This is a genomic window from Streptomyces sp. NPDC002076 (genome assembly GCF_053593835.1).
Map to the genome: position 1 here is coordinate 470,089 of NZ_JBSFDI010000004.1, position 12,041 is coordinate 482,129.

12 protein-coding genes are annotated in these 12,041 nt (G+C 71.9%); 7 read left to right on the forward strand and 5 right to left on the reverse strand.

Translation table 11 applies throughout. The features are described 5' to 3' along the window. Window positions 1-22: 22 nt before the first annotated feature. Together ACWCQS_RS11865 and ACWCQS_RS11870 are read right to left on the reverse strand one after the other, a co-directional pair. The gene (locus tag ACWCQS_RS11865; protein WP_451004278.1) at window positions 23-1,417 is read right to left on the reverse strand and encodes a metallopeptidase TldD-related protein; all 1,395 of its coding nucleotides are present in this window, start codon (window positions 1,415-1,417) and stop codon (window positions 23-25) included. Further along, a complete protein-coding gene (locus ACWCQS_RS11870; RefSeq protein ID WP_451004279.1) occupies window positions 1,414-2,937 on the reverse strand; it encodes a TldD/PmbA family protein in 1,524 nt (507 codons plus the stop codon). The genes ACWCQS_RS11865 and ACWCQS_RS11870 overlap by 4 nt, the downstream gene beginning before the upstream one ends. Before the next feature lie 247 nt (window positions 2,938-3,184). Here ACWCQS_RS11870 and fabG point away from each other — a divergent pair, with 247 nt between their 5' ends. From fabG to ACWCQS_RS11885, 3 genes are all read left to right on the forward strand, one after another. Continuing rightward, on the forward strand, window positions 3,185-3,904 hold the full coding sequence (fabG, locus tag ACWCQS_RS11875) for a 3-oxoacyl-[acyl-carrier-protein] reductase (RefSeq protein ID WP_450984958.1): 720 nt from the start codon (window positions 3,185-3,187) through the stop codon (window positions 3,902-3,904). 5 nt (window positions 3,905-3,909) lie between these two features. Continuing rightward, window positions 3,910-4,677, forward strand: coding sequence for an enoyl-ACP reductase FabI (fabI, locus tag ACWCQS_RS11880; protein WP_365721999.1), 768 nt, complete (start codon window positions 3,910-3,912; stop codon window positions 4,675-4,677). 154 nt (window positions 4,678-4,831) lie between these two features. Continuing rightward, a complete protein-coding gene (locus tag ACWCQS_RS11885) occupies window positions 4,832-5,182 on the forward strand; it encodes a hypothetical protein (protein WP_451004280.1) in 351 nt (116 codons plus the stop codon). A 9-nt stretch (window positions 5,183-5,191) separates the two neighbouring features. On the opposite strand, the gene ACWCQS_RS11890 is transcribed toward ACWCQS_RS11885, so the two are convergent. Then, entirely contained in the window at window positions 5,192-5,884 is a 693-nt protein-coding gene (locus tag ACWCQS_RS11890) for a FadR/GntR family transcriptional regulator (protein ID WP_451004281.1), read from the reverse strand. 82 nt (window positions 5,885-5,966) lie between these two features. On the opposite strand from ACWCQS_RS11890, the gene ACWCQS_RS11895 reads away from it, so the two are divergent. From ACWCQS_RS11895 to ACWCQS_RS11910, 4 genes are all read left to right on the forward strand, one after another. Beyond that, on the forward strand, window positions 5,967-7,367 hold the full coding sequence (locus ACWCQS_RS11895; protein ID WP_451004282.1) for a CynX/NimT family MFS transporter: 1,401 nt from the start codon (window positions 5,967-5,969) through the stop codon (window positions 7,365-7,367). 84 nt (window positions 7,368-7,451) lie between these two features. After that, window positions 7,452-7,571 carry an SGM_5486 family transporter-associated protein gene (locus ACWCQS_RS11900; protein WP_279617406.1) on the forward strand — a complete coding sequence of 40 codons (120 nt, stop codon included), beginning with the start codon at window positions 7,452-7,454 and terminating at the stop codon, window positions 7,569-7,571. Between the two features lie 183 nt (window positions 7,572-7,754). Beyond that, entirely contained in the window at window positions 7,755-7,961 is a 207-nt protein-coding gene (locus tag ACWCQS_RS11905) for a hypothetical protein (protein ID WP_451004283.1), read from the forward strand. A gap of 78 nt (window positions 7,962-8,039) precedes the next feature. Further along, window positions 8,040-8,558: a SixA phosphatase family protein gene (locus ACWCQS_RS11910; protein WP_451004284.1), complete on the forward strand. Its 519-nt coding sequence runs from the start codon at window positions 8,040-8,042 to the stop codon at window positions 8,556-8,558. Window positions 8,559-8,635: 77 nt separating this feature from the next. Here the strand turns inward: ACWCQS_RS11910 and serB are convergent, their stop codons facing one another. Further along, window positions 8,636-9,859: a phosphoserine phosphatase SerB gene (gene serB / locus ACWCQS_RS11915; protein WP_388634801.1), complete on the reverse strand. Its 1,224-nt coding sequence runs from the start codon at window positions 9,857-9,859 to the stop codon at window positions 8,636-8,638. Between the two features lie 207 nt (window positions 9,860-10,066). Further along, window positions 10,067-11,860 (reverse strand): streptophobe family protein, encoded by a 1,794-nt coding sequence (locus ACWCQS_RS11920; RefSeq protein WP_451004285.1) that lies wholly within the window; start codon window positions 11,858-11,860, stop codon window positions 10,067-10,069. Between the last annotated feature and the right edge of the window lie 181 nt (window positions 11,861-12,041).

The window sequence follows — 12,041 nt, forward strand, 5'->3', positions numbered from 1 at the left end:
CCGACCACGAACGCCTACGAGGTTATACGCCCTGACTGACAGAGCTCATGTTGAAATCCGGGATCCGCAGCGCCGGCATCGCGGCCCGGGTGAACCAGTCGCTCCACTCGCGCGGCAGCGTCTTCTCCGTACGGCCCGCCTCCGTGGCCCGCCGCAGCAGGTCGACCGGCGACTCGTTGAACCGGAAGTTGTTCACCTGTCCCGTCACCTCGCCGTTCTCCACGAGGTAGACGCCGTCCCGGGTCAGACCGGTGAGCAGCAGCGTGGCCGGGTCCACCTCGCGGATGTACCACAGGCAGGTCAGCAGCAGCCCGCGCTCGGTGCCCGCGACCATGTCCTCCAGAGAGCGGTCGTTCCCGCCGTCCAGGATCAGGTTCCCGAGGACCGGGGCGACCGGCAGCCCGGTCAGGTCCGCGCTGTGCCGGGTGGTCGTCAGGTGCTTGAGCACACCCTCGTCGATCCACTCCGTCGTGTGGGTCGGCAGCCCGTTGTCGAACACGGACTGGTCCCCGCCGGAGGAGTGGGCGACCACGAAGGGCGGGCACTCCAGGCCCGGCTCGTTCGGGTCGCTGCGCAGGGTCAGCGGCAGCTCGGTGAGCCTCTCGCCGACACGCGTGCCGCCGCCCGGCTTCGAGAACACCGTCCGGCCCTCGGCCGCGTCCCGGCCGGACGCCGACCACAGCTGGTAGATCAGCAGGTCCGCGACGGCCGTGGGCGGCAGCAGCGTCTCGTACCGGCCGGCGGGCAGCTCCACGCGCCGCTCGGCCCAGCCGAGCCGTACCGCCAGCTCGGCGTCGAGCGCACCCGGGTCGATGTCCTTGAAGTCCCGCGTGGAGCGGCCCGCCCACGCCGAGCGGGTGCGGTCGGGCGACTTGGCGTTCACCTCCAGCGTGCCGGTGGGCTGGTCGTGCCTGAGACGCAGCCCGGTGGACGTGCCCAGGTACGTCGACACCAGCTCGTGGTTGGCGAAGCCGTACAGCTCACGGCCGCCCGCATGCGCGCGTGCGAACGCCTCGCCGAGCGCCGGGGCGAAGTCGGCGAACACCGCGGAGGAGGTCTCGGCGGGCGCGTCCGTGAAGTCCGGCGACTGCGCCACCCCGCCGACCAGCGGCTGCGCGTCCTCGGCGGGCCCCGCTCCGCGCGCCGCGGTCTCGGCGGCCCGCACCAGCGGCTCCAGCTCCTGAGCGGTGACCGCCGAGCGCGACACCACACCGGAGGCGGTGCCCTCCTTGCCGTCCACGGTCGCGATCACGGTGAGCGTACGGCCGCGGGTCACGCCGTTCGTGGTGAGCGCGTTGCCCGCCCAGCGCAGGTTGGCGGTGGAGTACTCGTCGGCGATGACGACACAGCCGTCGGCCCGGGACAGCGCGAGCGCCTGCTCGACGATCTCGTGCGGCTTGTTCGTACGGGCGCTCATCGACCGGCCTCCTGCGTGGTGTTCAGAATGTTGACGCCCTTGAAGAGGGCGGACGGGCACCCGTGCGACACCGAGGCCACCTGCCCCGGCTGGGCCTTGCCGCAGTTGAAGGCGCCGCCGAGGACGTAGGTCTGCGGACCGCCGACCGCGGTCATCGAGCCCCAGAAGTCGGTCGTGTTCGCCTGGTACGCCACGTCCTTCAGCTGCCCGGTGATCCGCCCGTTCTCGATCCTGAAGAAGCGCTGCCCGGTGAACTGGAAGTTGTACCGCTGCATGTCGATCGACCAGGACCGGTCGCCGACCACGTAGATGCCCCGGTCGACACTCCCGATCAGGTCCTCCGTGGACAGCCCCGCCGGGTCCGGCCGGAGCGAGACGTTGGCCATGCGCTGCACCGGCACATGCGCGGGGGAGTCGGCGTATGCACACCCGTTGGACCGGTCGAACCCGGTGAGCCGGGCGATCCGCCGGTCCAGCTGGTAGCCGACCAGCGTGCCGTCCTTCACCAGGTCCCAGGACTGCGCCTCGACGCCCTCGTCGTCGTACCCGACGGTCGCCAGGCCGTGCTCGGCGGTGCGGTCGCCGGTGACGTTCATCAGCTCGGAGCCGTAACGCAGCTTGCCCAGCTGGTCGAAGGTGGCGAAGGAGGTGCCGGCGTAGGCGGCCTCGTAGCCGAGCGCCCGGTCCAGCTCCGTCGCGTGCCCGATGGACTCGTGGATGGTCAGCCACAGGTTGGACGGGTCGACGACCAGGTCGTACAGGCCCGGCTGCACGCTCGGCGCCCGCATCTTCTCGGCGAGCAGCTCCGGGATCCGCTCCAGCTCCTGGTCCCAGTCCCAGCCGGTGCCGGTCAGGTACTCCCAGCCCCGGCCGACCGGCGGCGCGAGGGTCCGCATCGAGTCGAACTCGCCGCTGGACTCGTCCACCGACACCGCGGTCAGCTGCGGATGCAGCCGCACCCGCTGCTGGGTCGTCACGGTCCCGGCGGTGTCGGCGTAGAACTTGTTCTCGTGCACGGTGAGCAGGGAGGCGTCCACGTGGTTGACGCCCTTCGCGGCCAGCAGACGCGTGCTCCAGTCGGCCAGCAGCGCGGCCTTCTCCTCGTCCGGCACGGAGAACGGGTCGATCTCGTACGACGACACCCACGTGCGGTCCGCGTGCACCGGCTCGTCGGCCAGCTCCACCCTTTCATCCGACCCGGCCGCCTTGATGACCTGCGCGGACAGCTTGGCCATGGCCACCGCCTGCGAGGCCACCTTGGCGGCCGCGTCCATGGTCAGGTCCACACCGGAGGCGAAGCCCCACGTACCGCTGTGCACGACCCGCACCGCGTACCCGAGGTCGGTGGTGTCCGACGACCCGGCGGGCTTGGCGTCCCGCAGCCGCCAGGACGCGTTGCGCACCCGCTCGAACCGGAAGTCCGCGTGCTCGGCCCCGAGCGCACGCGCGCGTGCCAGAGCGGCGTCGGCGAGGGACCTTAGCGGAAGCGCCGTGAAGGCTTCGTCGATGGAATGAGGCACGGAGGTCTCCCTGCTGTCGTGGCCTGTCGGTCCGATCATGTCGCGGGAGCGGCCCGGCGGACCACACGTTTCGCGCCCGGACCGAGCGGTTCTGTAGGGATCCGACAGTGACTCCCGCCCGCCACTGTCGGTGCCCGATTGCCCACGGGCCCCGCCGTACCGATAGGTTTTCGATGAAGCCGCCTGTCATCCAGGTGTCCGGGCGGGTTGTCCGACATCTGCAGACCGCTATCGAAAGGGTGATCCGTTGAGCCGCTCGGTTCTCGTCACCGGAGGAAACCGGGGCATCGGCCTCGCCATCGCCCGCGCGTTCGCCGACGCCGGCGACAAGGTCGCGATCACGTACCGCTCGGGTGAGCCGCCGGCCGCCCTGACGGAACTGGGCTGCCTGGCCGTCAAGTGCGACATCACCGACCCGGAGCAGGTGGAGCAGGCCTACAAGGAGGTCGAGGAGCAGCACGGCCCGGTCGAGATACTGATCGCCAACGCCGGCGTGACCAAGGACCAGCTCCTGATGCGCATGTCCGAGGAGGACTTCACCTCGGTCATCGACACGAACCTCACCGGCACCTTCCGTGTGGTGAAGCGCGCCAACCGCGGCATGCTCCGCGCCAAGAAGGGCCGCGTCATCCTGATCTCGTCCGTCGTCGGCCTGCTCGGCTCGGCGGGCCAGGCGAACTACGCCGCCTCCAAGGCCGCTCTGGTCGGCTTCGCGCGCTCCCTCGCCCGTGAGCTGGGCTCGCGCAACATCACCTTCAACGTCGTCGCGCCCGGTTTCGTCGACACCGACATGACCAAGGTGCTCAGCGACGAGCAGCGCCAGAACATCGTCTCGCAGGTGCCGCTCGGCCGTTACGCGCAGCCGGAGGAGATCGCCGCGACGGTGCGGTTCCTCGCCTCGGACGACGCCTCGTACATCACTGGAGCCGTCATCCCCGTTGACGGCGGACTGGGAATGGGTCACTGATCACCATGAGCGGAATCCTCGAGGGCAAGCGCGTCCTGATCACCGGCGTGCTGATGGAGTCCTCCATCGCCTTCCACGCGGCCAAGCTGGCCCAGGAGCAGGGCGCGGAGATCATCCTGACGGCGTTCCCGCGGCCCACGCTGACCGAGCGCATCGCCAAGAAGCTGCCGAAGCCCACCAAGGTCATCGAACTGGACGTCACCAACGACGAGCACATGGGCCGGCTGGCCGACGTCGTCGGCGAGGAGCTGGGCGGTCTCGACGGCGTCGTGCACTCCATCGGCTTCGCGCCGCAGGACGCGCTCGGCGGCAACTTCCTCAACACGCCGTTCGAGTCGGTGGCCACCGCCATGCACGTCTCGGCGTACTCCCTGAAGTCGCTCACCATGGCCTGCCTGCCGCTGATGCAGAACGGCGGCTCGGTCGTCGGCCTCACCTTCGACGCGCAGTTCGCCTGGCCGCAGTACGACTGGATGGGCCCGGCCAAGGCCGCCCTGGAGGCCACCAGCCGCTACATCGCCCGTGACCTGGGCAAGCAGAACATCCGCTGCAACCTGATCTCCGCGGGCCCGATCGGCTCCATGGCCGCCAAGTCCATCCCGGGCTTCGGCGAGCTGGCCTCTGTCTGGGACACCCGCGCCCCGCTGGAGTGGGACCTGAAGGACCCGGAGCCGGCCGGCAAGGGCATCGTCGCCCTGCTGAGCGACTGGTTCCCGAAGACCACCGGCGAGATCATCCACGTCGACGGCGGTCTGCACGCCATCGGCGCCTGATCCTCGTACCCTGACGCCCCGTTTCCCGCAGCGCGGGGAGCGGGGCGTCACCCGTTCGGCCCACCTGCCGGGCGCCGCGCGGCCCGGGCGGCTCACCCTGGATTGAGCGTTCACCCTACGCGTCCCTCCCCAGCCCGGCCGAGGAGGTCCCGTTGTGCGCCTGTCCCGAAGCCTGGCCCCGGTGACCGCGGCCGTGGCCCTCGTGCTCCTCCTGCCGTACGACGCGATGCCCTACGCGCGCGTGGACCACGGAAAGCCCCCCGCGCCCAGCTTCTTCGGGGCCACCTGCCGTACGACCGTCCACGGCTCTCATGTGGTGGCGTACTGCCACAATCCCTATGTCGACACCGATCGCGTGCGTCTGCACATCGAGTGCGCCCGCTGGTGGGACATAGACACCGACAGCGCACCGGTGGACACCGGACCCGCCATGACCGTACGGCTGACGGGCCGGTGCTGGAAGGAAGTCCGCTCGGTGTGGATCAGCCACCAGAACGAGCACTGAGCGGCTGGATCAGTCACCGGAAGGGGCGCTGAACCGGCCCGGGCGGCACAGGAACGGATAGCTCGCGGCCTCGGCCGCCGCCGCCTCCGCGTCCCCGGTGCGGATCGCGTCCACCAGACGCGTGTGGTCCATGTACGTCTCCGGCGTCAGCTTCGCGCCCACGTCCGCGCGCAGCCAGTCCCGAAGCACCTCGCCCAGATCGGCGTACATCGCGGTGATCACGTCGTTGTGGGAGGCGGCCACGACGGCCAGGTGGAAGGTGGCGTCGGCGGTCACGAAGGCCTCCGCCTCGCCGGTCTCCCAGGCCACCTCGCGCCGGTCCAGCAACGCGTCCAGCTGCTTGAGGTCCCTTTCGGTGCGCCGCTCGGCGGCCAGCTTCGCCGCGGTCGACTCCAGCGCGGCGCGCAGTTCGGCGATGTGCCGGGGATCGGCGTCGGCGAACCGGCGGTGCATCACGCCGGCCAGCTCGCTCGTCGCCACCACATAGGTGCCCGAGCCCTGCCGGATGTCCAGCAGCCCGTTGTGGGCGAGCGCGCGGACGGCCTCGCGGACGGTGTTGCGGGCGACGCCGAGCTGCTCGACCAGCTCCGGCTCCGTGGGGATGCGCGCGCCGACCGGCCACTCGCCGGAGGTGATCTGGTTGCGCAGTTCGGCGATGACCTGCTCGGACAGCGCCGAACGGCGCGGGTGGCTCAGGGGCATGGCACACCTTCGCACGCGAGGCCCGGACGGGGACGCCCCGGGGCCCGAACACGGAATGGACAACCAATCATCCCATGATTCTATGATGGGCCTCATGGCATGTGAGGAAACCCGGACAGTGGAGACCCGTACGGCGATGTCATCGACCGAACCCGGTACGGCCGCCACGACGAGCAGCCTCGGGGCGACCCCCGGTGCCGCCCGCACGCGCGCGTGGGCGGTCCGCCTGGTCGTCATCGGCATCGTCCTGTCCGCGCTGAACCTCCGCCCGGCCATCACGAGCCTCGGCGCGCTCCTGGAGGAGGTCCGCGACGGGCTCGGCATGAGCGGCAGCGTGGCCGGCGTGCTCACCTCCGTGCCCCCGCTCTGCTTCGCGGTCTTCGGCATCACCGCGCCCCGGCTGGCCCGCCGCTTCGGACCGGCCGCCGTGGTGTGCGCCGGCATGGCCGCCATCACCGCCGGACTGCTGATACGGCCCTTCGTCGGCAACACGGCCGGGTTCCTGGCCGCCAGCGCGCTCGCCCTCATGGGCATCGCCGTCAGCAACGTGCTCATGCCGGTCATCGTCAAGCGCTGGTTCCCCGACCGGGTCGGCTCCATGACCGGCCTGTACTCGATGGCCCTCGCCCTCGGCACCTCCCTCGCCGCCGCGGTGACCGTGCCCCTGACCGACGCCCTCGGCGGCAGCTGGCGGTCCGGCCTCGCCGTGTGGGGCGCCCTCGCGGGCGCCGCCGTCCTGCCCTGGCTGCCGCTCGTACGGGAGCGCGGCGCCGAGGCCGCGACCGCGCGGACGGGGCAGCGGGAGCGCGCGGAGCAGCAGCGTGGGAAGGCGCAGCACGGGGACGTACGGCGCACGGACACACGGCAGGCGGGGGCGGCGGCACAGCACGCGCCGCTGCGCATCACCCGCAGCCGCACCGCCTGGGCGCTCGCCGTCTTCTTCGGCCTCCAGGCCACCGCCGCCTACATCACCATGGGCTGGATGCCGCAGATCTTCCGCGACGCCGGCGTCCCGGCCGGCACCGCGGGCGTGCTGCTCGCCGTGACCATGGTGATGGGCGTGCCGCTGGCCTTCGTCATCCCGCGGGTCGCCACCCGGCTGCCCCACCAGGGACCGATCGTGCTGGTCCTGGGCGTGTGCGGGCTCGCCGGGTACGCGGGCCTGTACTTCGCGCCGGCCGCCGGAGCCTGGGCCTGGGCGCTGCTGCTCGGCGTCTCCAACTGCGCCTTCCCGCTGGCCCTGACGATGGTCGGCATGCGGGCCCGGAGCGGGCCGGGCGTGGCCCAGCTGTCCGCTTTCGCGCAGAGCACCGGCTATCTGATCTCCATCCCCGGCCCGCTGCTGGTCGGCGTGCTCTACCAGCAGAGCGGCGGCTGGGGCCTGCCGATCGCCCTCATGACGGGCCTGATGCTGCCGCAGATGCTGGTGGGCTTCCTGGCGGGCCGCAACCGCACGGTCGAGGACGAGGCGACCGCAGGCTGACCTGGGGGGCCGGGACGCGGGGCGCGAGGCACCGACCCCCGCCCCGGCCGACCCCTGCGGAGCGGAGGGTGCGAGACTGGGCGCATGCAGCCTGTGCTCGACCCGAACCCGCAGAACGGCCAGAAGAAGATGCTGATCGTCTTCGGCTCGTTCTTCGCCATCTTCGTGATCATCGCCGTCATCGCGACCCTCGCCTCCCCGTGACGGCCGCGTCCCGGCCCGCGTCTTCGGGCGGATGGTGGGGTTAGCTCCACCATCCCCTAGGGGGAAAGGGTCAGGGTCAACTGGGTGGACGTCCGGATGGGTTGGCCGCCCCGGATTCCGTAGCTTCGAGATGTGACCGCACGACCCGGTCACGGACCCGCTCGAAGACCCACGGAGGCGATCATGTCGGCCCGCACCCCCTCCCGGCCCCACCCGGCGACCACGGGCGGCGTCGACATCCGGCTGCCCTGGTGGGCCCTCGCCCTGCCCGCGCTCGCCTTCATCGCACTGCTGGCGCTGATACTGAACCCGTCGGACGCCCACGCGGCGAGCGGCGACCCGGCGATCACGCACCTCTTCGAGCGCGCCCACCAGCTCCTCACGCGCTGACCAGGAGTCTCCGTACGCGATGAATCCGCATGTCAACTCCCTGCGCCGCATGGCCTGTTTCATGCGAAGCTGGGTCACATGAGCGCCGCAGAACCTCGCAGTATCGTCCTCCTCCGGCATGCGAAAGCCGACTGGCCCCAGGTGCCCGACCATGAGCGCCCGCTCGCCGAGCGCGGCCGCAAGGACGCCGCGGTCGCCGGACGCAAGCTGGCCGACACCGGCATCACCTTCGATCTCGCACTGTGCTCCACCGCCGACCGGACCCGCGAGACCTGGAAGCTCGCCGTCCACGAACTGGCGCACCGGCCGAAGACCGTCTACGAGGAGCGGGTCTACGAGGCCTCGCCCGGCGAGCTGATCGCCGTGCTGAACGAGACTCCGGACGACGTGCGGAACGTGATCCTGATCGGCCACAACCCGGGCGTCCACGGCCTGGCCGACATCCTGTCCGGCACCGCCGAGGGCGACGCCCGCGACCGGATGAACCGCCGCGGCTTCCCGGCCGCCGGTTTCGCGCTGCTGTCCTTCGACGGCCCCTGGAAGAGCCTCGAGCCGGGCGTGGCCACGCTCACGGACTACTGGGCGCCCGAGGAGTGACCCACCCATGCGGCGAGGGCCCGGCACCCGTGCGGTGCCGGGCCCTCGCGCATCTCAGGCCTGCTCAGGTGGCCTGCTCAGCCCTCGTCGTGCGTGTCGGCCGCCTCGACCTCTTCCCGGGTGACGCCCAGCAGATACAGGACCGTGTCGAGGAAGGGGAAGTTCACCGCCGTGTGCGCGGCCTCGCGGACCACCGGCTTGGCGTTGAAGGCGACGCCCAGACCGGCCGCGTTCAGCATGTCCAGGTCGTTGGCCCCGTCGCCGATCGCCACCGTCTGCGACAGCGGCACACCGGCCTCCGCGGCGAACCGGCGCAGCAGCCGGGCCTTGCCCGCGCGGTCCACGATCTCGCCGGTGACCCGGCCGGTGAGCTTGCCGTCGACGATCTCCAGCGTGTTGGCCTGCGCGAAATCCAGGCCCAACCGTTCCTTCAGATCGTCCGTGACCTGGGTGAAGCCCCCGGAGACGACCCCGACCTGGTAGCCGAGCCGCTTCAGCGTGCGGATCAGGGTGCGGGCGCCCGGCGTCAGCCGTACCTCGTTGCGCACCTTCTCCACCACGGAGGCGTCCAGCCCCCGCAGCAGCGCCACGCGCGCGTGCAGCGACTGCTCGAAGTCCAGCTCCCCGCGCATCGCCGCCGCCGTGACCTCGGCGACCTTGTCCTCGCAGCCGGCGTGCGCCGCGAACAGTTCGATGACCTCGTCCTGGATCAGCGTGGAGTCCACGTCCATGACCACCAGGCGCTGAGCGCGCCGGTGCAGGCCCGCTGCGACGACCGCGACATCGACACCCAGTGCCGCCGCGTCCGTGACCAGGGCCGTGCGCAGCGGCTCGGTCTCCACACCGGAGACCGCGAACTCCACTGCCGTCACCGGGTACTTGGCGAGCCGGAAGATACGGTCGATGTTGCCGCCGGCCTTCGCGATCCGGTCGGCGATGGCGGCCGTCGACTCGGCGGTCAGCGGATGGCCGAGGACGGTCACCAGCGAACGCCCGAGGCCGCGCGGTCGGTTGTCGCCGTGCCCCGAGATGATCTCCGCCTGCATCTTCATCGACTCGGCCCAGCTGTGCACGGTGGCCCTCAGATCGCCCTCCAGGCCGGCCGGCGGCTGCGTCACCAGCGCGCACAGCACCAGGCGGCCCCGGGTGACGACCTGCTCGATGTCGACCACGTCAACGAGATAGGCGGCGAGGGTGTCGAAGAGACCCGCCGTGATGCCCGGCCGGTCCTTGCCGAAGATCTTGACGAGGAGGGTGGGGACCTCGGGGGTCTGTTCAGCGGAGGTCTGCGAAGCGCTCATGGTGTCACCACCGTATCCGGCACCCAGTGCCGTCCGCCGTCGAGGTCCGACTGACGGACACGGAACAATGGATGTCGCGCCGGTGTCAGGGATCTTTCCACCGGGAGACACCGCCCGCCCGCACACGGCGGCCCCCGGTCCCACCACGACTGTGCCACGAGATGCCCCGACGGGCAGGACGTGCGCTTGCGCGCGCCCCCGGCCGACTCACCCCCGGCGCTTCGGCTTCCCCGGAGGTGCCGGGGGCGGCGGCGGAGGGGGCGGCGGTGGCCATTCGGTGCCGTCGGAGCCCTGCGAGCGCTCACCCCGCCGGGCTGGGGGACGGCGCCGGGGCGGCGGGGGAGCGGAGCCGAGCGGGCGGGCGATGGTCGGAGCGCCGTACATGTCGTCCCCGGCGGACCCCGGCCCGGCACCCGGCGCCTCCTCGCGCTGGTCCCGCGGCACCTGAAGGTCCTGCGGCACCTGGAGATACGGATTCGTGTCCGGGTTCGGCGGACGGTACGGCGCGCTCGGCGCATACGGCCCGACACCGTCGCCGCGTCCGGAACCACCGGCGCCCCCGCCCCGGCCACCCCCGATCGCCACGCCCCCCGGCATCCCGCGAGCCGCCCGAGCCGCCCAAACCGCGCGTCCCCCCGCCGCTCCCGTCGCCCAGGCCGTCAGGGCGCCGATCGCCCCGGCGCCCGCGCCCCACGCCGCGCCGAGGAGCAGGGCCATGCCGAGGCGGCCGTGCAGTTCGAGGCCGGCGTCGAAGGCGTCGAAGCCGAGCACCGACAGGGACGAGGTGACGGACACACCCGTCAGCCAGGCGAGCAGGGGCAGGGCGAGGGCGGTGGTGATGCCCAGGCGCAGTCCGCACCGCGCGGCGAGACCCAGGGCGCTGTCGGCCTGCCGCACCACCGGCGTGCGGACCGCCGTCAGGACGCCGGCCAGCAGCATCGCCAGGGCCGCGGCCAGGGCCAGCAGCCACACCCGGCCGTCCAGGTCGGCCAGCCGGCCCAGCGTCACGGGCTGATCGGTGTGCGCTCCGAGGAGCTGGTCCAGCGGGTGGGGGAGGGACCTGCCGAGGACGCCGGAGGCGTGGCCGTCCCAGGGGACGAACAGACCGAGGGGCAGGCCGAGCCAGACCCCGTTCGGCGTACCGAGCAGGGCCGCACCGGCGATCCGCCCGGGATGGTCGTCGCCGATCGCCGCGTACACCGCCGCCGCGAGCCCCGCCGCAACGGCCACCAGCAGCACGGTGGCGAGAGCCGAGACCGCGGGCCGTACCACCCGGTGTACGACGGACCAGCCCGGTGGCAGGGGAGCGCGCCGGGAGGCGAGCAGGGCGAGCAGCAGCACGCCGGCACACCAGAGCGCGCCGCCGAGCAGCGTGGCCGTCGTCTCCACGGTGAAGCCGACCGCGGCCTTGGCATGGACGAGGTCACCGATCCGGTCCGGCAGCAGTCCGCTCACGTCACCGAGGCCGGGGATGCTCAGTCCGCCGCCTCCCTCGCCGCCCGTGCCCGGCAGCTGGTCCAGCCCGAGCGAGCCGCCGTCGATGGTGACGACGTCGTGACCCGCCCAGGCGAGACCGCCCAGCAGTGCGACGAAGAGCGCGACGACCGTGCCCGCGCGGGCGAGGAGTTCGGCGGGTGCGACGACAACTCCGGCCGTGCGCAAGGACCGTAGGAAGAACCATGACAGGAGCAGGGCACCCGCCAGGCTCACCCCGAGTGGCGTGATCTCGATGGCGGTGTGGGCCGCGGCGCCTTTCAGTCCGAAGGCGGACACATCGCCCGACGGCGTGACCGAGCCACCCACCCCCAGCGCCACAACTGCCGCCGTCATGGGGCCGAGTGAGCCGGCCGCGTCCGCCTTCAGCAGGTGCAGGCCGAGCGCGGCCGTGCCCGCCATACCGATCAACGCCCAGCTCACCGCGGCGATCGCGGACAGCAGGACGTCCTTCCAGGGCACCGTCGTGGCACGCGGCGCGGTTTCGGTGCTCTTGGCAGACCTCATGGCAGACCCCCCGATCCGCGGCGCGACACCGGAGCCGCGCTTGTCCCCCTCGCCGGGATTACCACTCTCCGGCCCGGTTTCAACCCCGTCAACGGGGCGAGTTGAAGCGTGCGCGGGCGCCCGTCGACAAGGCCCGGGTTTCGGTCAGCGGGCCGGGCCTGAAATAGTTCCCCCCGATGTT

Bases quoted from the DNA above. Each gene is read 5' to 3' on its own strand.
- ACWCQS_RS11910 (WP_451004284.1), top strand. From the start codon at position 8,040: ATGAGCGCCGCAGAACCTCGCAGTATCGTCCTCCTCCGGCATGCGAAA.
- ACWCQS_RS11865 (WP_451004278.1), bottom strand. From the start codon at position 1,417: ATGAGCGCCCGTACGAACAAGCCGCACGAGATCGTCGAGCAGGCGCTC.
- ACWCQS_RS11920 (WP_451004285.1), bottom strand. From the start codon at position 11,860: ATGAGGTCTGCCAAGAGCACCGAAACCGCGCCGCGTGCCACGACGGTG.
- ACWCQS_RS11905 (WP_451004283.1), top strand. From the start codon at position 7,755: ATGTCGGCCCGCACCCCCTCCCGGCCCCACCCGGCGACCACGGGCGGC.
- ACWCQS_RS11895 (WP_451004282.1), top strand. From the start codon at position 5,967: ATGATGGGCCTCATGGCATGTGAGGAAACCCGGACAGTGGAGACCCGT.
- ACWCQS_RS11890 (WP_451004281.1), bottom strand. From the start codon at position 5,884: ATGCCCCTGAGCCACCCGCGCCGTTCGGCGCTGTCCGAGCAGGTCATC.
- fabI (WP_365721999.1), top strand. From the start codon at position 3,910: ATGAGCGGAATCCTCGAGGGCAAGCGCGTCCTGATCACCGGCGTGCTG.
- ACWCQS_RS11900 (WP_279617406.1), top strand. From the start codon at position 7,452: ATGCAGCCTGTGCTCGACCCGAACCCGCAGAACGGCCAGAAGAAGATG.
- serB (WP_388634801.1), bottom strand. From the start codon at position 9,859: ATGAGCGCTTCGCAGACCTCCGCTGAACAGACCCCCGAGGTCCCCACC.